Here is a 19905-nt window from a genome sequence, read left to right as displayed (position 1 = left end):
GCCGCCGGTGGCCACCCGTCGGGCGCCGCCCGTGGCCGCGCGGCGAGCGCCGCTGGTGGTCGTGCGTCGGGTGACGCCGGTGACCACCCATCGGGCGCCGTTGGTGGCCAACCGTCGAGCGACGTCCTCGGTGGCCGTGCGTCGGGTGACGCCGCCGGTGACCCACCGGGCGGCACGGTGGTCGCGGTGGTCGGGCCGACCGCGGCGGGGAAGTCGGCGCTCAGCATCGCCCTCGCCCACGCCCTCGACGGCGAGGTGGTCAACGCCGACTCCATGCAGCTCTACCGGGGCATGGACATCGGCACCGCGAAGCTCACGCCGGCCGAGCGCGAAGGGGTGCCGCACCACCTGCTCGACATCTGGGACGTCACCGAGCCGGCCAGCGTGGCGGAATACCAGCGGCTGGCCCGCGCGGCGGTCGACGACATCCTGGCCCGGGGCCGGGTGCCGCTGCTGGTCGGCGGATCGGGCCTCTACGTGCGGGCGGTGCTGGAGCGGTTCGAGTTTCCCGGCACCGATCCCGTCGTGCGGGAGCGGCTGGAGCGGGAGCTGGCCGAGGTCGGCCCCGCCCCCCTGTACGCCCGGCTGCGCGAGGCCGACCCGGCCGCCGCGGCGGGGATCCTGCCCGGCAACGGCCGGCGGATCGTGCGGGCGCTGGAGGTCGTCGAGCTGACCGGGGCGCCCTTCACCGCGTCGCTGCCCGACCCGACGCCCTACTACCCGTCGGTGCAGCTCGGGGTGGACCTGGACACGGCGCCGCTGGACGAGCGGATCGCCCTGCGGGTCGACCGGATGTGGGCCGACGGCCTGGTCGCCGAGACCCGGGAGCTGGTCGGGCGCGGCCTGCCGCGGGGGCGTACGGCCAGCCGGGCGCTCGGCTACCAGCAGGTGCTGCGCTTCCTCGCCGGGGAGCTGACCGAGACCGAGGCGCACGACGAGACGATCCGCGCCACCCGGCGCTTCGTGCGGCGGCAACGGTCCTGGTTCCGGCGGGACCCACGGATCCACTGGCTCGACTCGGCCTCGCCGGAGCTGATCCCGGCCGCCCTGCGACTGGTGCCGGCCGCTGCGAGATGATGGGGGCGTGCAGTTCACCAAGGGCCACGGCACCGGCAACGACTTCGTCATCCTGCCCGACCCCGACGACCGGCTGGAGCTGACACCCGGTCTGGTCGCGGCGCTCTGCGACCGGCGGCGCGGGATCGGCGGCGACGGTGTGCTGCGGGTCGTGCGGGCCGCGAAGCACCCCGAGGGCGCCGACCTGGCCGGCGAGGCCGAGTGGTTCATGGACTACTGGAACGCCGACGGGTCGTTCGCCGAGATGTGCGGCAACGGCGCCCGGGTCTTCGTCCGCTACCTGCTCGCCGCCGGTCTCGCCGAGCCGGCCGGGGAGGCGCTGCCCGTGGCCACCCGGGCCGGCGTCGTGCGCGCGCTGGTCACGGCCGACGCCATCGCCGTCGAGATGCGCCGCCCCCGGCTGTACGACACGGCGAACGCCAGCCTGGGCGGGCTGACCCTGCCCGGGACGGCGGTGGACGTGGGCAACCCCCACCTGGTCTGCACGCTGCCGGCCGGGCTGGAACTGCCCGCGCTGGATCTCACGCGGGCCCCCGAGGTCGATCCGGCGGTCTTCCCGGCCGGGGTGAACGTCGAGTTCACCACGCCGGGCGAGCCGGTCGACGGCGCCGACGGGCACGTGCTGATGCGGGTCCACGAGCGGGGCTCCGCCGAGACGCTCTCCTGCGGCACCGGCGCCTGCGCGGTGGCCGCCGTGGCCCTGCGCGACGCGGGCCGGGACACCGGGGTGGTGGCGGTGGACGTCCCGGGCGGCCGGCTCTCGGTCACGGTGACGGAGGACTCCTGCTGGCTGGCCGGCCCCGCCACCCTGGTAGCCTCCGGCACCCTGGACCCCACCACCCTGACCACCCCCTGACCCACCCCGGGGGCTCCGCCCCGGCCCCACCCCGGGGCTCTGCCCCGGCCCACCCCGCCTCGGCCACCCCCGCCGCGTTGATCATGACGTTAGCGGCGGGGAGAGCGTTTTCCGGAGGCGTCAACGCCATGATCAACGCGGCGAGGGCAGGCCAACGCGGTGGGGGCAGGCCAATGCGGTGAGGGCAGGCCAACGCGGTGAGGGCAGGCCAACGCGGCGAGGGCAGGCCAACGCGGTGAGGGCAGGCCAACGCGGTGAGGGCAGGCCAGGTGGGGGTGCGGGCCCGGGCCCGGGTGGGGTGTTACGGGGTGGCGCTGGCCTCGGCGGCGATCTCGGGGAGGTCGGCGGGGCCCGGGTCGGCGGCGGGCGCCGGGGCCGGGGCCTGCGCGGCGGCGCGGACGGCTGCGGCGACCGCCGGGGCGACCCGCGAGTCGAAGACGCTGGGCACGATCACCGTCGGGTTGATCTTGTCCTCGCCGACCACGTCCGCGATGGCCCGGGCCGCCGCGATCGCCATCTCCTCGGTGAACTCCTCGGCGTGCGCGTCCAGCATGCCGCGGAAGACGCCCGGGAAGGCCAGCACGTTGTTGATCTGGTTCGGCTGGTCGGAGCGGCCGGTGGCGACCACGGCGGCGTGCTTGCGCGCCTCGCGCGGGTCGACCTCCGGGTCGGGGTTGGCCAGCGCGAACACGATCGCGTCCTTCGCCATCTGCGCGACGTCGTCGCCGGTGAGCAGGTTCGGCGCGCTGACGCCGATGAAGACGTCCGCGCCGCGTACCGCCCCGGCCAGGTCGCCGGAGTAGTTCTCCCTGTTCGTGTGCTCGGCCAGCCACTGCCAGGCCGGGTTGAGGTCCGGCAGGCCGCGGTGCAGGGCGCCCTGCCGGTCGTACGCGATGATGTCGCCCACGCCCTGGCGCAGCAGCAGCTTCATGATCGCGGTGCCGGCCGCGCCCGCGCCGGAGACCACGACCCGGACGTCCGCGAGCTGCTTGCCCACGACGCGCAGCGCGTTGGTCAGCGCGGCCAGCACGCAGATCGCCGTGCCGTGCTGGTCGTCGTGGAAGACGGGGATGTCCAGCGCCTCGCGCAGCCGCGCCTCGATCTCGAAGCAGCGGGGCGCGGCGATGTCCTCCAGGTTGATCCCGCCGTACGCCGGGGCGATGGCCTTGACGATCTGGACGATCTCGTCGGTGTCCTGGGTGTCGAGCACCACCGGCCAGGCGTCCACCCCGCCGAAGCGCTTGAACAGCGCCGCCTTGCCCTCCATCACCGGCAGCGACGCGGCCGGCCCGAGGTTGCCCAGGCCCAGCACGGCCGAGCCGTCGCTGACCACGGCCACGGTGTTGCGCTTGATGGTCAGCCGGCGGGCGTCGGCCGGGTTCTCGGCGATGGCCTGGCAGACCCGCGCCACGCCCGGCGTGTACGCGCGGGACAGCTCGTCGCGGGTGCGCAGCGCCACCTTCGAGCTGACCTCGATCTTGCCGCCGAGGTGCAGCAGGAACGTGCGGTCGGAGACCTTGCGCACGTCCACGCCGTCGAGCGCGGTCAGCGCGTCGACCACCTGGTCGGCGTGGCTGGCGTCGGCGGTGTCGCAGGTCAGGTCGACGAGCACGTGCGTGGGGTCGGAGTCCACCACGTCGAGCGCGGTGACGATCGCGCCGGCTTCGCCGACGGAGGTGGTCAGCCGGCCGATCGAGGAGGCGTCCGCGGGTACGGCGATCCGAATGGTGATCGAGAATCCGGCACTCGGAAGTCGGGTGATGGCCACAGGATCCCTCCGTCGACGCTGAGCGGCTCGCACCGCATTTCTACTCGCCCACCCCGGCGGGCCGACGGGCCGCCCCCACTTTTGTGGCGCGGCAGGGCGGGCATATAGCAGGTGCGTCCGGCGTTGACACATGTCAGGATTGCTCGGTACGTGACACAACCGGCGCGTACAGGGCAGAACGGACAGGAGACCAGCTTGACCAACCAGGAGACCTTCCTCCCCCACACCGACGACGAGCTCGACGCCACCACCGGGGAGTTCGAGCTGTCAGAGCGGCAGGCGCTGCGGCGGGTCCCTGGCCTCTCCACCGAGCTCGCCGACATCACCGAGGTCGAATACCGCCAGCTGCGCCTGGAGCGCGTCGTGCTGGTCGGGGTCTGGACCGAGGGCACCCAGAACGACGCCGAGAACTCCCTCACCGAGCTCGCCGCGCTGGCGGAGACCGCCGGCTCGCAGGTGCTCGAGGGGCTGATCCAGCGGCGCAACCGCCCCGACCCGGCCACCTACATCGGCCGGGGCAAGGTCGACGACCTCGGCTCGGTCGTGCTCTCCAGCGGCGCCGACACGGTGATCTGCGACGGTGAGCTGTCGCCGTCCCAGCTACGCAACCTGGAGCAGCGCACCAAGGTCAAGGTGGTCGACCGCACCGCGCTGATCCTCGACATCTTCGCCCAGCACGCCAAGAGCAAGGAGGGCAAGGCGCAGGTCGAGCTCGCCCAGCTCGAATACCTGCTGCCCCGCCTGCGCGGTTGGGGTGAGACGCTCTCCCGGCAGACCGGTGGTAGCGGTCGCGGCGGGGGCGCGGGCGGCGGCGTGGGCCTGCGCGGTCCCGGTGAGACCAAGCTGGAGACCGACCGGCGCCGGATCCGCCACCGCATCGCCCGGCTGCGCCGGGAGATCAAGGGCATGAAGACGGTACGCCAGACCAAGCGCGCCCGGCGGTCCCGCAACGCCGTGCCGGCGGTCGCCATCGCCGGCTACACCAACGCCGGCAAGTCGAGCCTGCTCAACCGGCTGACCGGGGCGGGCGTGCTGGTCGAGAACGCGCTCTTCGCCACCCTCGACCCGACCACCCGCAAGGCCACCACCTCCGACGGGCGGCTCTACACGCTCTCCGACACGGTGGGCTTCGTCCGGCACCTGCCGCACCAGATCGTCGAGGCGTTCCGCTCCACCCTGGAGGAGGTGGCCGAGGCCGACCTGGTGGTGCACGTCGTCGACGGCACCCACCCGGACCCGGAGGAGCAGGTCCGCGCGGTCCGCGAGGTGCTGGCCGAGGTGGGCGCCGACCGGCTGCCCGAGCTGCTGGTGGTCAACAAGACCGACGCCGCCGACGAGGAGACGCTGCTGCGGCTCAAGCGGCTCTGGCCGGAGGCGGTCTTCGTCTCCGCGCACACGGGCCGCGGGATCGACGGGCTGCGCGAGGCCGTCGAGGAGCGGCTGCCCCGCCCGGCGGTGGAGGTCCGCGCGGTGCTGCCGTACGACCGGGGCGACCTGGTGGCGCGGGTGTACCGGCAGGGCGAGGTGCTGAGCACCTCCCACCTGCCGGAGGGGACGCTGGTGCACGTACGGGTGGGCGAGGCGCTCGCCGCCGAGCTGGCTCCGTTCCAGGCGGTGCCGGAGGGCCGGGCGGTCGCCGCGGCACGGTGACGGCGTCCCGGCGTCACCCGGCGGAAACCCGCGGCATGCGACACTGATTCAATGCGCCGCGCTGTTTCTTCGGTCACGGTCGCCCTCGGCTTGCTGGGGGCGACCGTGGCGTGTGCGGGGGTCGCCTCGGCGGCGCCCGCCTCGGCCTCGTCCCCGCTCGCGGCCGCCTCGGGCAAGAAACGGTGCACGGTGACCGACGAGCGGCTGCGGGAGCTGTCGGGCCTGGTGGCGACGAAGACCGGCTACATCGTGATCAACGACGGCACCGAGGTGGAGAGCCGCAGGCGGGTCTTCTTCCTCGACAGCAAGTGCGGGATCGCCAAGGAACCGGTCCGCTACTCCGGGCAGGGGCCGTTCGACACGGAGGACCTGGCGCTCTCGCCCGACGGCGGGACGCTCTGGATCGCCGACACGGGCGACAACATCACCAGCCGGGAGCGCCGCGACCGGGTGGCGCTGTGGAGCATGCCGGTCAGCGGGTCCAAGCGGCCGGTGCTGCACCGGCTCTCCTATCCCGAGCGCAAGCCGCACGACGCCGAGGCGCTGCTGATCGGCGACGACGGCAACCCGCTGATCATCACCAAGGTGATGTCGGGCAAGGCGCAGATCTTCACCCCCGCCGCGAAGATGAAGAGCGGGGACACCGAACCGGTGCCGATGAAGAAGGTCGGCGAGATCACCCTGCCGAGGACGGACACGGACAATCGGCTCGGCGCCCCGGGCCGGGTGGCGATCACCGGTGCGGCGCGGTCCCCCGACGGGTCCCGGGTGGTGGTGCGCACCTACGCCGACGCCTTCGAGTACGACGTGGCCGGCGGTGACATCGTCGCGGCCCTGACCACCGGCAAGCCACGGGTGACGGCGCTGGCCGACCCGTTCGGCGAGGCGATCGCCTACACCCCGGACGGCAAGACCTTCCTCACCGTGTCCGACGGCGGCCAGCTCGACGACGGCGAGGCGGTCGACATCCTCGCCTACACCCCGTCCACCGAGGGCGCGAAGCCGCTCGCCGGCGAGGGCGACGGGCAGAAGAAGGCGGCCGGCCAGTCCTGGCTCGACGGCCTCAGCCTGAGCGACATCACGTACCTGATCGCCGCGGTCGGCGTGGTCGGCGCGGTGATGGTGGCGGCCGGCGTCTTCGGCATCCTGCGGGCCCGGCGCAGGCCCGCCGCTTCCGGCCGCGCCGGCGACGGCCCGGATCGTGACGACGCCCCCGGCGACGACCTGCGGGGCCTGGCGGACGACGACTACCTGCCGCCCGACGACCGGGCCCGCGGCGGCGTCTACGGCGGCGCGCCCTCCGGTGGCGGCGTCTACGGCGGCCGCGGCGGGGTGGCCCCGCCGGGCGGCGGACGCGGCGGGGCGGTGCCGCCGGGCGGTGGACGCGGCGGGGCCGCGCCGGCCGGCGGCGGCGTCTACGGCGGCGGTCGCCCGGCCGGCGGTGGCACCTACGGCGGTGGCCGTCCGGCGGGCGGTGGCGCCTACGGCGGCGGTGGCCGCCCGGCCGGTGGCGGCGTCTACGGCGGCGGCCGGCAGCCCGGCCCCGGTGGCCCGGCGGGCGGTGGTGGCGGTCGCCAGGGCGGTGGGCGTTCCGGCGGCGGCGTCTACGGCGGCCAGCCAGGCCCCGGCGGCGGCCGGGCGGAGCCGCCGCGCCGCGGTGAGCCGGATCCCCGTGGGCAGCGCCCGGCCCGCCGGCGCGACGACGGCTACGACGACGGTCGCGGCGCCCCCTACGGCCACGCGCCGGGCAACGGCCGGAGCCATCGAGGCGACCGTTACTGACACCCGACGCGGCCCGGTGCCCGGTTCCTGACCCGGTCCGGCGCCTGGTCGGTCGGGTGTCCGGTCGGCGTGGCGCCGGTCGGGCCCGGGTTTCGACGCGACCCGACTCCCGGCCGCGGCCCGGATGCCGGTCGACATCGTTTCCGGTCCGCCCGGATGCCGGTCCCGGCCGGCGTCGTTCCCGGGCGAGCCGGATGTCAGTCCCGGTCGACGCCGGTCCCGGTCGGCCGGATGCCGGTCCCGGTCGGCGTCTCCATTGGTCCGGATGCCCGTCGGCTCCGGGGGACCGCCGGCGGCGGCCCCCCGGAGGGTCGGCCGGGGTCAGATCCGGCGCAACACCGCGACGACCCGGCCCATGATGGTGGCGTCGTCGCCGGGGATCGGGTCGAAGGCCGGGTTCTGCGGCATCAGCCAGACGTGCCCGTCGCGGCGGCGGTAGGTCTTGACCGTCGCCTCGCCGTCGAGCATGGCGGCGACGATGTCGCCGGCGTCGGCGGTGGGCTGCTGCCGGACGACCACCCAGTCGCCGTCGCAGATCGCCGCGTCGAGCATCGAGTCGCCCTTGACCTGGAGCATGAAGACCTCGCCCTCACCCACCAACTCGCGGGGAAGGGGGAAGATGTCCTCCACGGCCTGCTCGGCCAGGATCGGGCCGCCGGCGGCGATCCGGCCCAGCATCGGCACGTAGGCCGGGGCCGGGCGCTGCGAGCGGGTCAGCTCGTCGTCGACGTCGCCGGGGGCCCGGACGTCGACGGCACGCGGCCGGTTGGGGTCGCGGCGCAGGAAGCCCTTCTTCTCCAGCTCCTTGAGCTGGTAGGCGACGCTGGACGGCGACACCAGGCCGACCGCCTCGCCGATCTCGCGCACGCTCGGCGGGTAGCCGTGCCGGTCGACCCAGGTGCGGATGAACTCCAGGATCCGACGCTGCCGGGCGGTGAGGTCCACCGTCGCGGGGTCGGGGAAGGCGCTGACCACCGGGGTGACCGGGCGCACGGCGGGCTGCCCGGTCCGGCTGCGCGCGGCGCCCCGGCGTCGGGTGGCCGGCGGGCCCGCCTCGGTGATCTGCTGCGGGCTCTTGGGCCGGCTGGCCCGGTCCTCGGTCACGTCCGTCCTCCCTGGTCGGCGCTGGGTGCCTTGGCGGCTCGTGGTGCGTGCGGTGGTGCTGGTGGGTGCGGTGGTGCTCGGTGGCCGGTCGGGGAAGAATCCGCGCCCGGTTGTTGATGACCGTATAGGTGAGATCGGTCATTTTCAAACGTCTGTACGACATCGCCTCGGCGTGTCGGGGTGAAAAACGGCCCTGCTCGTACTCACGTTCTGATAAATGGTACGTCGGATCGAACGGGTGTTCGACATCCACCCGAGGGTCGGGCGCTTTTCCAAGCGGTCGGGCGAATAACCCGGGGGCGGGTCCGGCGGTTGGTTCTCGGGCGGGTGGCGACGGCCGGTGCGCCCCGGGTGACGGTGACGCGCCGGACACGCCGCCCAACTTGACCGCGGATCGTCGGCGGCCTACGGTCGACCCCTAGATGTAGTAGTCACACGGGCGTAAGTCGCCTACAGGTTGGGTTCGACTACCGACCGCACTCCCGTACCGTCGGCACGGCGCAGGCCATCGGCAGATGGCTCCGCCGCGCTGACGCGTGCCCGGGGGGCGGTCGGCGTGCCCGCGATCGATGAAGGAGGTCGGGTGCGATGCGGTGTCCGTACTGCCGACACGCTGACTCCCGGGTCGTCGACTCGCGGGAGGCCGACGACGGCCAGTTGATCCGCCGGCGGCGGTCCTGCCCGGAGTGCGGCAAGCGGTTCACCACGGTGGAGGAGGCGGTCCTCGCGGTCGTCAAGCGCAGCGGGGTCACCGAGCCGTTCAGCCGCACGAAGATCATCGGCGGGGTGCGCAAGGCGTGCCAGGGCCGGCCGGTCGACGACGACTCGATCGCGCTGCTCGCGCAGAAGGTCGAGGAGACCGTCCGGGCCAAGGGGGCCGCCGAGATCCCGAGCCACGAGGTGGGGCTGGCGATCCTGGGCCCGCTGCGGGACCTGGACGAGGTCGCCTACCTGCGGTTCGCCAGCGTCTACCGGTCGTTCGACTCGCTAGCCGACTTCGAGCGCGAGATCGAGACGCTGCGGGCCGCCGCACGCGCCCGGGAGGGCGCCGGGGCCGACGCGGTCGAGGCCGCCGGCCGTACCAATTGAAGTTCTTCTGCAGTTTTGACAGTCGGATCGCGCGGCGGGTGGCCGCGCGGACGAGGGGGCGGATGAGATGTCGGGGGATGGTGTGACGACAAGTAGGGCACGGAGCAAGGGCGGCGCGGGGCTCAAGGTCGAGCGGGTCTGGACGACCGAGGGGGTGCACCCCTACGACGAGGTCGCCTGGGAGCGCCGCGACGTCGTGATGACCAACTGGCGCGACGGCTCGGTCAACTTCGAGCAGCGGGGGGTCGAGTTCCCCGAGTCGTGGAGCGTCAACGCCGCGAACATCGTGACCACCAAGTACTTCCGGGGCGCGGTGGGCACCCCGGAGCGGGAGTGGTCGCTCAAGCAGCTGATCGACCGGGTGGTCACCACCTACCGCACCGCCGGCGAGGAGTACGGCTACTTCGCCAGCCCCGCCGACGCCGAGGTCTTCGCCCACGAGCTGACCTGGATGCTGCTGCACCAGGTGTTCAGCTTCAACTCGCCGGTCTGGTTCAACGTCGGCACGCCCTCGCCGCAGCAGGTCAGCGCCTGCTTCATCCTGGCCGTCGACGACTCGATGGACTCCATCCTCGACTGGTACAAGGAGGAGGGGCTGATCTTCAAGGGCGGCTCCGGCTCCGGCGTCAACCTGTCGCGGATCCGCTCCTCCCGTGAGCTGCTCTCCTCCGGCGGCAACGCCTCCGGCCCGGTCAGCTTCATGCGCGGCGCGGACGCCTCCGCCGGCACCATCAAGTCCGGCGGCGCCACCCGGCGCGCGGCCAAGATGGTCATCCTCGACGTGGACCACCCGGACATCCAGGAGTTCGTGGTCACCAAGGCGCGCGAGGAGGACAAGATCCGCGCGCTGCGCGACGCCGGGTTCGACATGGACCTTGGCGGCGCCGACATCGTCAGCGTGCAGTACCAGAACGCCAACAACTCCGTCCGGGTCTCCGACGAGTTCATGACCGCCGTGGAGAACGGCGGCGGCTTCGACCTGCGCGGCCGACTCGACGGCGCGGTGATCGAGACCATCGACGCCAAGGGCCTGTTCCGCAGCATCTCCCAGGCCGCCTGGGAGTGCGCCGACCCCGGCCTCCAGTACGATGACACCATCAACGACTGGCACACCTGCCCCGAGACCGGGCGGATCACCGCGTCGAACCCGTGCTCGGAGTACCTGCACCTGGACAACTCCTCGTGCAACCTGGCCTCGCTCAACCTGATGAAGTTCCTCCGCGCCGACGGGGACTTCGAGGTGGAGAAGTTCGTCAGGTCGGTCGAGCTGGTCATCACCGCGATGGACATCTCGATCTGCTTCGCCGACTTCCCGACCGAGAAGATCGGCGAGACCACCCGCGCCTACCGGCAGCTCGGCATCGGCTACGCCAACCTCGGCGCCCTGCTGATGGCCTCCGGCCTGCCCTACGACTCGGAGCAGGGCCGTTCCGTCGCCGCGGCGATCACCTCGCTGATGACCGGCACCGCCTACCGCCGCTCCGCCGAGCTGGCCGGCATCGTCGGCCCGTACGACGGCTACGCCCGCAACGCGGAGCCGCACAAGCGGGTCATGCGCAAGCACGCCGCCGCCAACGACGAGATCAAGCCGGCCGGCACCGTGGCCACCGCGATCGTCCGCGAGGCCACCAAGCAGTGGACCCAGGGCAACAAGGTCGGCGACAAGTTCGGCTGGCGCAACTCGCAGGCCAGCGTGCTCGCCCCGACCGGCACCATCGGCCTGATGATGGACTGCGACACCACCGGCGTCGAGCCGGACCTGGCGCTGGTCAAGTTCAAGAAGCTGGTCGGCGGCGGCTCCATGCAGATCGTCAACCAGACCGTGCCGCGCGCCCTGCGCAGCCTCGGCTACCCCGAGGAGCAGGTCGAGGCGATCGTCGAGCACATCGCCGACCACGGCCACGTGGTCGACGCCCCGGGCCTGAAGCCGGAGCACTACCCGGTCTTCGACTGCGCCATGGGCGAGCGGTCCATCGCCCCGATGGGCCACGTGCGGATGATGGCGGCCGTCCAGCCGTTCATCTCCGGCGCCATCTCCAAGACGGTCAACATGCCGGAGCAGGCCACCGTCGAGGACGTCGAGAAGATCTACTTCGAGGGCTGGAAGCTCGGCCTCAAGGCGCTGGCGATCTACCGCGACAACTGCAAGGTCGGCCAGCCCCTGTCGGTCGCCAAGCCGAACAAGGCCGCCGAGACCATCCAGGCCCCGGCCGCCGAGGTGGAGAAGGTGGTCGAGAAGGTCGTCGAGTACCGCCCGGTGCGCAAGCGGCTGCCGAAGAAGCGCCCGTCCCAGACGGTCAGCTTCTCCGTCGGCGGCGCCGAGGGCTATCTCACCGCGTCGTCCTACCCGGACGACGGCCTCGGCGAGGTCTTCCTCAAGATGTCGAAGCAGGGCTCGACCCTGGCCGGCGTGATGGACGCCTTCTCGGTGGCCATCTCCATCGGTCTCCAGTACGGCGTCCCGCTGGAGACGTACGTCAGCAAGTTCACCAACATGCGCTTCGAGCCGGCCGGCATGACCGACGACCCGGACGTGCGGATGGCCGCCTCGGTGATGGACTACATCTTCCGTCGCCTGGCGCTGGACTTCCTGCCGTACGAGCGCCGCGCGGAGCTGGGCATCTTCACCGCCAAGGAGCGGGCCGCCCAGCTCCGGGCCGAGGCGGAGGCGGAGGCGAACGGTGCGGACCTCACCGCGATGGCCGCCTCCGCCCCGGTCGAGGCGAAGCCGGAGGAGCCGAAGACCGGCCCCGTCGCCCAGCCTGCGCTGGAGACCGCCGGCATCGCCGCCGCCACGCCGGCGCCGTCCGTGGGCTCCAGCACCGAGCTGCTGGAGGCCGTGATCGGCAAGGCCGCCGACGCGCCGCTCTGCTTCACCTGCGGTACGAAGATGCGCCCGGCCGGTAGCTGCTACGTCTGCGAGGGCTGCGGCTCCACCAGCGGCTGCAGCTGACGCTCGTCTCCCTCGGTCCCGCGAGCGCAGGCGACCGACGGATCACACGAGTGAGTAACTGAAGCGGATGCCTCCCACCCGACCTGGGTGGGAGGCATCCGCTTCGTCGGGGGTACGCGTCGCGTGGGTGGACGGGCAACCGGCGGTGTCCGGGCCCGGAGTTGTCATCGACGGCCCAGCGGCGTGGCGGACGACTGCCGTCGGCACGGCCGGGCCGGAAACCGTTCAGGCGGGGACCGGCTCCAGGTCCGCGGCGTCGAACGGCGGGTAGGTCTCGGCCCCCGTCCGCTCGGCCGCGTCGATGTAGTCGGCGAGAGCCTGGCGGGACCGGGCGATCCTGGCCATCTGGTCGTCGAGGCGCCGCAGCCGGGACCGCATGGCGGCCAGCAACTCGGGACACCCGAACAGCTCGGGGGCCTCGCCGACCGCGCAGGGCAGCAGGTAGGCGATGTCCTCGGAGGACAGGCCGGCGCCGAGCAGGTGCCGGATCTGCTTCACCCGCAGCACGGCGTCCTCGCCGTACTCGCGGTAGCCGTTCGCGCCGCGGTCGGCCTCCAGCAGGCCCTGGGCCTCGTAGTAGCGCAGCTGGTGGGCGTTCAGGCCCGTCCGACGGCTCAGTTCGCCGATCCGCATCGAAAATCCCCGCTTGACCTTCATACCGGTATCAACGTTGACGATACTGCCATGAACAACAACCACGACACTTCCGTGACGGTCATCGGGCTCGGGCTGATGGGGCAGGCGCTCGCCGGCGCGTTCCTGAGGGCCGGGCACTCCACGACGGTGTGGAACCGTACGACCGCCAAGGCCGACCGGCTGGTGGCCGAGGGCGCCCGCCTTGCGCCGTCGCTGGCCGACGCGCTCACGGCGAGCCCGCTGACCGTCATCTGCCTCACCGACTACCAGGCCGTCCACGAGCTGCTCGGCGCGACCGATGTCGCGCTGGACGGCACCACGCTGGTCAACCTGACCTCGGGCTCCTCGGCCCAGGCCCGCGAGGCCGCCCGGTGGGCCGAGCAGCGCGGAGCCCGCTACCTCGACGGCGCCATCATGGCCGTCCCGCCGGCGATCGGGACCGCCGAGGCGGTGATCCTGCACAGCGGGCCGCAGGCGGACTTCGCGGCCCACGAGTCGACCCTCGGCGCGCTCGGCACCGTCACCCACCTCGGCGCGGACCACGGGCTGGCCGCCCTGTACGACGTGGCCGGCCTGGCCATGATGTGGAGCATCCTGAACGCCTGGCTCCAGGGCACCGCCATGCTCGCCACGGCCGGCGTCGACGCCGCGACGTACGCGCCGTTCGCCCGGCAGATCGCTGTCGGCGTGGCGGAGTGGCTGCCCGGGTACGCCGAGCAGATCGACAAGGGATCCTTCCCGGCCGAGGTGTCGGCCCTGGAGACCGACGCGCGGGCGATGGCGCACCTGATCGAGGAGAGCGAGGCGGTGGGTGTCAACGCCGAACTGCCGAAGCTGATCAAGGCGATGGCCGACCGGGCGATCGCCGCCGGGCACGGTGGGGAGCAGTATCCCGTGCTGATCGAGGAGTTCGGCACGCCCCGCGACGAGTGACCGGTGCCGGCCGGCCCGTGCTCGGGCGTCGTGGGCTGCCTCGCCGTCCCGAGGCAGCCCACGACCCCGCAGGTCAGTGCTGCTTCTGCTGGCAGGGCACGCAGAAGCGGGCGTGCGGCAGCACCTCGAGGCGCTCCCGGGGGATCGGCGCGGAGCACTTCTCGCAGATGCCGTAGCGCCCCTCGGCGATGCGCCGCAGCGCACCGCTGATCTGGTCCAGGCTCTGCCGGGTCGCGGCGATCATCGCGCTCTGGGTGTGCGCCTCGCCCGGGTCGCCGGTGTCGGCCGTCAGTTGCGTGAGCCGGACGGTCTGCGCCTCGAAGTCGGTCGTCAGTGTGTCCCGCAGCTCATCGAGCCACTTCTGGTCCGGCTGGGTGTGCGTGGTCATGGCGTAGCTCCTCGGAAAAAGAAAAAGGGCCGAAGCTTGGGTAGCTTCGCCCTGGTGGCCGTTCGCGTGGTGGCAAGCGGTCCAGGGGGGCTACGTCCGGCGGGGACGGGGCTCGGGAGCCGGGAGGCGACCGAGCCGAGGCGCGACGGCGCGACGGCGGATCGCACCACCCGGGTCGCGACGGTCACGGACAGGACACACCGACGGGCAGCAGCGGGCGCCGCCGTCACGGGGACGGCGGTGCTCCTCTGCTGACCGTACGAACACATGCAGCCACCATAGGCCGGGCGGATCGGAAAGCCAACGTGCTTCCGTCGGCCCGGAGACCGGCCTCACCCGGCCGCGTCGCCTGTCGGCCGTGAGCGCGCTGGTCGTGGGCCTGCCGCACGACCGGTCAGGTCGCCGGCATGTCCCGCATCCGCCGCAGCGGGGAGCAGACGACGAAGAGCGCGGCGCTCCACGTGCCCAGGACGCAGATCCACAATGCCGGCCGCAGCCCGAGCTGGCTGGCGAGCGTGCCGCCGGCGAGCGCGCCGACCGGGATCACGCCGAAACAGATCCACAGGAACGCCGCGTTCACCCGGCCCAGCAGGGCCGGCGGGGTGATCCGCTGCCGGTACGTCAGGGTGGCGACGTTGTAGAGCACCGCGTTGGCGGAGAACGCCGCCAGGCCGACGCCGTAGAGCAGCACGCCCCAACCCGGCTGTGCCAGGGGCATGAGCAGGTAGAGCGGGCCGGGGGCGGCCATGGCCACCCAGATCACCCGGGCCGAGCCGAGCCGGGCGGTCAGCCGGTCGGCGAGCGCGCCGACCACGAGGCCGCCGACGGCGCTGACCGAGAAGACCGACCCGACCAGAGCCGGCGGGGCGTGCAGCTCCTGGAGCAGGAAGACCACCTCGATCGAGCTGGACGCCATCACGAAGAAGTTGGATACGGTGGTGCAGGCGAGGATGCTGCGCAGGATCGGCTGGCGCCGGATGAAGCCCAGCCCCTCCGTCATCTCCACCCGCAGTGGCACCCGGGCCCGGGACTCCGGTGCCGTCGGCGCGTCGCGGATCAGCAGCAGGGTCACCCCGCTGACGGCGAAGGCCAGGCCGGTGGCGACGAACGTCCTCGCGGCGCCGACCAGCCCGACCAGCACCCCGCCGACCATCGGGCCGACGAGCTCGGCGGAGTCCTGGGTGACGACGAGCTTCGCGTTGGCGTCCACGAGCCGGGCCGACGGCACCAGCCGGGGCAGCATGCTCTTGTGGGCCACGGTGAACAGCACGGTGAGCACGCCGGAGAGCCCGACCACCGCGTACAGGAAACCGAGGGTGAGCCGGCCGACCAGCGCGACCACCGGCACCGACAGCAGCAGCGCCGCCCGGCCCAGGTCGCAGGCGACCATCAGCCGCCGCTGGTCGACCCGGTCGGCGAGGATACCGGCGGGCAGCGAGAAGAGCAGGTACGGCAGCCAGGCGAGCGCGGTCAGCAGCGAGACCTGGAAGACACCGGCGTCGAGGGTGCCGGCGGCGAGCAGCGGCACCGCCACCCCGGAGATCCGGGTGCCCAGCTCGCTGACCGTCTGCCCGGCCAGGAGCAGCCCGAAGTTCCGGCTGCGCAGCAGCGACGACCGCGCCGGCGCGCCGACCTCGCCGGGCCGGGCCGCCTGCTGCGTCACGTCCGCTCCCCGGCGCCGGGCGGGCGTCGGGCGGGCGCGGGCGCGATCCGGCGACGATCCACCCGGCCGGCCTGCCGGCCGCCCGCCGACGGGCGCCACCGGTTATCCGACCCGACGGTACGGTGCTGCGGGCCGCCTACCGTGGCGGCGGACGGGAGGCTCCGGCATGTCCATCGCCCTGTTCACCCTCGGCGGCACGATCGCGATGGGCGGGGTGGAGCCCGGCCGGGCCGGGGTGGTCACCCGGCTGACCGGCGCGGACCTGACCGCCGCCGTGCCCGGGCTGGACGAGCTGGGCCTGCCGCTCGACGTCCGCGACACCCACGCGGTGCCGAGCGCGCACCTGACGTACCGCCAACTCCTCGACGTGGTCGGCGCCGCCGCGCGGGCGGTGACCGACGGGGCGACCGGCGCGGTCGTCACCCAGGGCACGGACACGCTGGAGGAGACGGCCTTCCTGGCCGACCTCGTGTGGCCGCACGCCGCGCCGCTGGTCCTCACCGGCGCGATGCGCAACCCGACCCTGGCCGGCCCCGACGGCCCGGCGAACCTGCTGGCCGCGGCCCGCGTGGCGGCGGCCCCCGCCGCCCGCGACCTCGGCGTGCTGGTCGCGTTCGCCGACGAGATCCACGCCGCCCGGTGGGTACGCAAGACGCACAGCACCAGCACCGGCACGTTCGCCTCGCCGAACGCCGGCCCGGTCGGGCACGTCATCGAGGGGCGGGTACGCGTCCTGGCCCGCCCGCCCCGACGGCAGCCGCTGCCGCCGGTCGACCCGGCGCGGCTCGACGCCACCCGGGTCGCGCTGCACACCGTGACGCTCGACGACGACGGCGGACTGCTCGACCGGGTCGCCGACACCCACCACGGGCTCGTCGTCGCGGCCTTCGGCGTCGGGCACGTCCCGGCGGTGCTCGCCCCCGCGCTCGGCGCGCTGGCCGAGCGGATCCCGGTGGTGCTCACCTCCCGCACCGGCGCCGGCTCGGTGCTGCGCCACACGTACGGCGCGGTCGGCTCGGAGACCGACCTGCGCCGCCGGGGACTGCTCGACGGCGGGCTGCTCGACCCGTACAAGGCGAAGGTGCTGCTGCGACTGCTGCTCGCCTCCGGCGTGGACCGCGAGGAGATCACCGCCGCCCTGACCCGGCACGCCTGACGCCGCTCCGGCCCCGGCGTCCCGCGCCGACGGCGGGCAGTCGCCTGCGCTGACGGCGGGCGGCGGTTGAGGGCGGTCCGTGGCGGTTCTTGGCGCCTTGCGCCGACGGCGGGCAGGTGCGTGCGCCGACGGCGGGCGGCGGTTGGGGGCGGTCCGTGGCGCCTCGCGCCGATGGCGGGCAGGTGCGTGCGCTGTCGGCGGGTGGCGGTCGGGGGCGGTCCGTGGCGCCTCGCGCCGACGCGGGCAGGCGCCTGCGCGGACGGCGGGCGTGGGTGTCGGACGAGGGCGTCTCTAGACTGCGCCGGTGACCGGAGAGCGACGACCGCTGGCGGACCGGCCGCTGACCGAGCCGCATCCCTCCCGGCTGCCCCCGGAGCACCCCGACCGGGCGCGGATCCTGGCCGCACACGCAGCCGCTCTGGCGGCCGGCGAGGCCGGCTACCTCGACCCGGCCACCGGCCTCTTCGTGCTCAGCGCGGGATTCCTGGCCCGGCGCGGCACCTGCTGCGGTCGCGGCTGCCGGCACTGCCCGTACGTCGACGACTGACAGTGACCGGATCGAGGGCTACCGCGCGGGCGGCGGCAGGCCGTACGGTGTCCGGCGGACACGTCGGGTGGGCAGCGGAGGAGTGATGGTGCGCGGGCGGATCGTGGGCGCCGGGGTGGCCGTACTGCTGGCGACGGGGTGCGGCGCGGAAGCCGACGAATCGGTGGCGGTGCCGCCGCCCGCCCCGGTCGCGGTCGACGCGGCCGCCGCCTCGTCGGGCGGGGCGTGCCGGCTGCTCGACTTCGGCGTGATCGAGCAGCACGCCGGATTCCGCTTCGACGTCGCCGCCGCCAGCGCGACCGGCGACAGCCACACGTGCGTGGTCCGCGCCGAACAGGCCACCCTGCCGGAGCTGACGCTGACCGTCACCGAGACCTCCATCGACGCGGCCACCTTCACCGCCGACGTGGTGCCGGAGAAGGCGGCCAAGGTCACCGGGCTGGGGCAGAAGGCGTACCGGCGGACCACCTCGGCCAAGGGTGCCGCCGGCCCGGTCGCGGAGGTGGGCTGGCTGGGCCCCGGGGGCCGCCTCGCCACCCTCCGCTACGCCGCCCCGCCCGACACGGCGAAGCCCGACGCCGACAGGCTCACCGACGCCCTGGTCGCCCTGGCCAAGCAACTCGACCCCCGCGCCCTCTGACGCAACCCGCCCCACCCCCGCAACCGTCCCCCACGCGCATCGCGCCCCACACCGCGTGCCCGCCCCACCCCGCCTCGTGTGCGGCGATCTTGCACTTTCGGCCCCCGATCTGCCCTTAGTGCCCGAAATGTCGGGGCACAAAGTGCAAGATCGCCGCGCCGAGCGGGGGCGCGGCGGCGCGGGGGCGCGGCGGGGCGGGCGGGGTGGGGGAGCAGGGTTAGTGGGCGGCTACGAAGACGCGGGAGGCGACCTCGCGGGGGAGTCGGATGCGGTCGCCGGAGCGGTCGATCGACACCCCGTCGCGCTCCTGCGCCACGGTCACCGTCGCGCCCGGGTCGACGCCGGCGGCGTGCAGCTGCCGGAGCACGTCGGCGTCGGTCTGTACGCTCTCGCAGATCCGCCGGACCACCACCGGCCCGGAGAGGCCGGGGAAGGCCAGGTTGCGTTCACCCTCGACCGCTTCGGCGGTCGCTGGCTCCGGCAGGCCCAGCTCCTCCAGCCCCGGGATCGGGTTGCCGTAGGGGGAGCGGGTCGGCCGGTTGAGCAGGTCGTAGACCCGCTTCTCGACGGCGTCGCTCATCACGTGCTCCCACCGGCAGGCCTCCTCGTGGGCCTCCTCGTAGGGCATCCCGATCACGTTGACCAGCAGCAGCTCGGCGAGGCGGTGCTTGCGCATCACCGACACGGCGGTGCTGCGGCCGTGCGGGGTGAGCGTCAGGTGCCGGTCGCCTTCGACGGTGAGCAGCCCGTCGCGCTCCATCCGGGCGACGGTCTGGCTGACGGTGGGCCCGCTCTGCCCGAGCCGCTCGGCGATCCGGGCCCGCAGGGGCGGCACCCCCTCCTCCTCCAGCTCGAGGATGGTCTTGAGGTACATCTCGGTCGTGTCCACCAGGTCGTGGGACTTCACAGCGTCACGACCTCCCTACCGTGGCGGCGGTTACCGAAATCCTCGGTCGTGTCGACCAGATCATGCATCACGTCAGCGGCCCTCCGGCCCACGATGCTACCTCGGGAAAGGCCGAACGACCCTTGACGAACCGCAGGGTGCGGCCCCGGATGGTGTTGACTTGACCTCATGTCCGCAACCGAGGATCTGCTGGTCGAGGCCGACCGGCTCGCGGTCGAACTCGACCGCGCCGACCCGCCCACGCTGCTCGACGTCCGCTGGCGCCTCGCGGGCCCGCCCGGCCGGGACGACTACGCCGCCGGTCACCTGCCCGGCGCGGTCTTCGTCGACCTCGACACCGCGCTCTGCGGCCCGCCGGGCGACGCCGGCCGGCACCCGCTGCCCGACCCCGCCGCGCTCCAGGCCGCGCTGCGGGCCGCCGGTGTCCGCGCCGGTCGTCCGGTGGTGGTGTACGACGGCGGCGACGGCATGGCCGCCGCCCGCGCCTGGTGGACCCTGCGCTGGGCGGGCCACCGGCCGGTACGGCTGCTGCACGGCGGCTTCCCGGCGTGGCTGGCCGCCGGGCTGCCCACCAGCACGGCGGTGCCGACCCCGGAGCCGGGCGACGTCGAGGTGCGCCCCGGTGCGCTGCCGGTGCTCGACGCGGGGGAGGCGGCCCGGCTGGCCGCCGCCGGCGAGGGCGTCCTGCTGGACGTGCGCGCCGCGCCGCGCTACCGGGGCGAGATCACCGCGGAGATCCACACCGGTGCCGTGGAC

At 73.8% G+C, this 19905-nt stretch carries 17 protein-coding genes; 11 read left to right on the top strand and 6 right to left on the bottom strand.

Features of this window, described 5'->3' with window-relative positions:
* Both miaA and dapF read left to right on the top strand, forming a co-directional pair.
* Positions 1–1077 (top strand): tRNA (adenosine(37)-N6)-dimethylallyltransferase MiaA (gene miaA / locus ACWENR_RS21875; protein WP_452278833.1); only part of this gene is annotated, 1077 nt, incomplete at its 5' end.
* A 7-nt stretch (positions 1078–1084) separates the two neighbouring features.
* Positions 1085–1933 carry a diaminopimelate epimerase gene (gene dapF / locus ACWENR_RS21870; protein ID WP_452278832.1) on the top strand — a complete coding sequence of 283 codons (849 nt, stop codon included), beginning with the start codon at positions 1085–1087 and terminating at the stop codon, positions 1931–1933.
* Between the two features lie 301 nt (positions 1934–2234).
* Here dapF and ACWENR_RS21865 read toward each other — a convergent pair whose 3' ends face one another.
* Positions 2235–3701: a malic enzyme-like NAD(P)-binding protein gene (locus tag ACWENR_RS21865; RefSeq protein ID WP_452278831.1), complete on the bottom strand. Its 1467-nt coding sequence runs from the start codon at positions 3699–3701 to the stop codon at positions 2235–2237.
* Between the two features lie 195 nt (positions 3702–3896).
* Here ACWENR_RS21865 and hflX point away from each other — a divergent pair, with 195 nt between their 5' ends.
* Positions 3897–5351 (top strand): GTPase HflX, encoded by a 1455-nt coding sequence (gene hflX / locus ACWENR_RS21860; protein ID WP_452278830.1) that lies wholly within the window; start codon positions 3897–3899, stop codon positions 5349–5351.
* 51 nt (positions 5352–5402) lie between these two features.
* On the top strand, positions 5403–7133 hold the full coding sequence (locus ACWENR_RS21855; RefSeq protein WP_452278829.1) for a hypothetical protein: 1731 nt from the start codon (positions 5403–5405) through the stop codon (positions 7131–7133).
* Between the two features lie 321 nt (positions 7134–7454).
* Here the strand turns inward: ACWENR_RS21855 and lexA are convergent, their stop codons facing one another.
* On the bottom strand, positions 7455–8237 hold the full coding sequence (lexA, locus tag ACWENR_RS21850) for a transcriptional repressor LexA (RefSeq protein WP_091096519.1): 783 nt from the start codon (positions 8235–8237) through the stop codon (positions 7455–7457).
* A gap of 588 nt (positions 8238–8825) precedes the next feature.
* On the opposite strand from lexA, the gene nrdR reads away from it, so the two are divergent.
* Both nrdR and ACWENR_RS21840 read left to right on the top strand, forming a co-directional pair.
* Entirely contained in the window at positions 8826–9326 is a 501-nt protein-coding gene (gene nrdR, locus ACWENR_RS21845) for a transcriptional regulator NrdR (protein WP_452278828.1), read from the top strand.
* A gap of 67 nt (positions 9327–9393) precedes the next feature.
* Positions 9394–12279, top strand: coding sequence for a vitamin B12-dependent ribonucleotide reductase (locus ACWENR_RS21840; RefSeq protein ID WP_452278827.1), 2886 nt, complete (start codon positions 9394–9396; stop codon positions 12277–12279).
* 225 nt (positions 12280–12504) lie between these two features.
* On the opposite strand, the gene ACWENR_RS21835 is transcribed toward ACWENR_RS21840, so the two are convergent.
* A complete protein-coding gene (locus ACWENR_RS21835) occupies positions 12505–12912 on the bottom strand; it encodes a MerR family transcriptional regulator (RefSeq protein WP_452278826.1) in 408 nt (135 codons plus the stop codon).
* Between the two features lie 51 nt (positions 12913–12963).
* Between ACWENR_RS21835 and ACWENR_RS21830 the strand changes: the two genes are divergently transcribed.
* Positions 12964–13848, top strand: a complete 885-nt coding sequence (locus ACWENR_RS21830) for an NAD(P)-dependent oxidoreductase (protein WP_452278825.1) — start codon at positions 12964–12966, stop codon at positions 13846–13848.
* A 73-nt stretch (positions 13849–13921) separates the two neighbouring features.
* Here ACWENR_RS21830 and ACWENR_RS21825 read toward each other — a convergent pair whose 3' ends face one another.
* Both ACWENR_RS21825 and ACWENR_RS21820 read right to left on the bottom strand, forming a co-directional pair.
* Positions 13922–14236 (bottom strand): TraR/DksA family transcriptional regulator, encoded by a 315-nt coding sequence (locus tag ACWENR_RS21825; RefSeq protein ID WP_452278824.1) that lies wholly within the window; start codon positions 14234–14236, stop codon positions 13922–13924.
* Positions 14237–14630: 394 nt separating this feature from the next.
* Positions 14631–15899: an MFS transporter gene (locus ACWENR_RS21820; RefSeq protein WP_452278823.1), complete on the bottom strand. Its 1269-nt coding sequence runs from the start codon at positions 15897–15899 to the stop codon at positions 14631–14633.
* Between the two features lie 166 nt (positions 15900–16065).
* Here ACWENR_RS21820 and ACWENR_RS21815 point away from each other — a divergent pair, with 166 nt between their 5' ends.
* The 3 genes from ACWENR_RS21815 to ACWENR_RS21805 all read left to right on the top strand — a co-directional run bounded on the left by ACWENR_RS21815 (position 16066) and on the right by ACWENR_RS21805 (position 18242).
* Positions 16066–17055 (top strand): asparaginase, encoded by a 990-nt coding sequence (locus ACWENR_RS21815; protein ID WP_452278822.1) that lies wholly within the window; start codon positions 16066–16068, stop codon positions 17053–17055.
* Positions 17056–17359: 304 nt separating this feature from the next.
* A complete protein-coding gene (locus ACWENR_RS21810; protein ID WP_452278821.1) occupies positions 17360–17602 on the top strand; it encodes a DUF5522 domain-containing protein in 243 nt (80 codons plus the stop codon).
* Positions 17603–17690: 88 nt separating this feature from the next.
* Positions 17691–18242, top strand: a complete 552-nt coding sequence (locus ACWENR_RS21805; protein WP_452278820.1) for a hypothetical protein — start codon at positions 17691–17693, stop codon at positions 18240–18242.
* Positions 18243–18459: 217 nt separating this feature from the next.
* On the opposite strand, the gene ACWENR_RS21800 is transcribed toward ACWENR_RS21805, so the two are convergent.
* Positions 18460–19149, bottom strand: a complete 690-nt coding sequence (locus ACWENR_RS21800; RefSeq protein WP_452278819.1) for a metal-dependent transcriptional regulator — start codon at positions 19147–19149, stop codon at positions 18460–18462.
* Positions 19150–19317: 168 nt separating this feature from the next.
* Between ACWENR_RS21800 and ACWENR_RS21795 the strand changes: the two genes are divergently transcribed.
* Positions 19318–19905 (top strand): sulfurtransferase (locus ACWENR_RS21795; protein WP_452278818.1); only part of this gene is annotated, 588 nt, incomplete at its 3' end.

The sequence above is a fragment of the Micromonospora sp. NPDC004336 genome (assembly GCF_053602615.1).
This window is presented reverse-complemented; position numbering and strand designations above follow the sequence as displayed.

What these genes read in the sequence shown, in the direction of transcription:
- ACWENR_RS21855 (WP_452278829.1), top strand. Translation starts at nt 5,403, where the DNA reads ATGCGCCGCGCTGTTTCTTCGGTCACGGTCGCCCTCGGCTTGCTGGGG.
- nrdR (WP_452278828.1), top strand. Translation starts at nt 8,826, where the DNA reads ATGCGGTGTCCGTACTGCCGACACGCTGACTCCCGGGTCGTCGACTCG.
- ACWENR_RS21840 (WP_452278827.1), top strand. Translation starts at nt 9,394, where the DNA reads ATGTCGGGGGATGGTGTGACGACAAGTAGGGCACGGAGCAAGGGCGGC.
- ACWENR_RS21835 (WP_452278826.1), bottom strand. Translation starts at nt 12,912, where the DNA reads ATGCGGATCGGCGAACTGAGCCGTCGGACGGGCCTGAACGCCCACCAG.
- ACWENR_RS21830 (WP_452278825.1), top strand. Translation starts at nt 12,964, where the DNA reads ATGAACAACAACCACGACACTTCCGTGACGGTCATCGGGCTCGGGCTG.
- ACWENR_RS21825 (WP_452278824.1), bottom strand. Translation starts at nt 14,236, where the DNA reads ATGACCACGCACACCCAGCCGGACCAGAAGTGGCTCGATGAGCTGCGG.
- ACWENR_RS21815 (WP_452278822.1), top strand. Translation starts at nt 16,066, where the DNA reads ATGTCCATCGCCCTGTTCACCCTCGGCGGCACGATCGCGATGGGCGGG.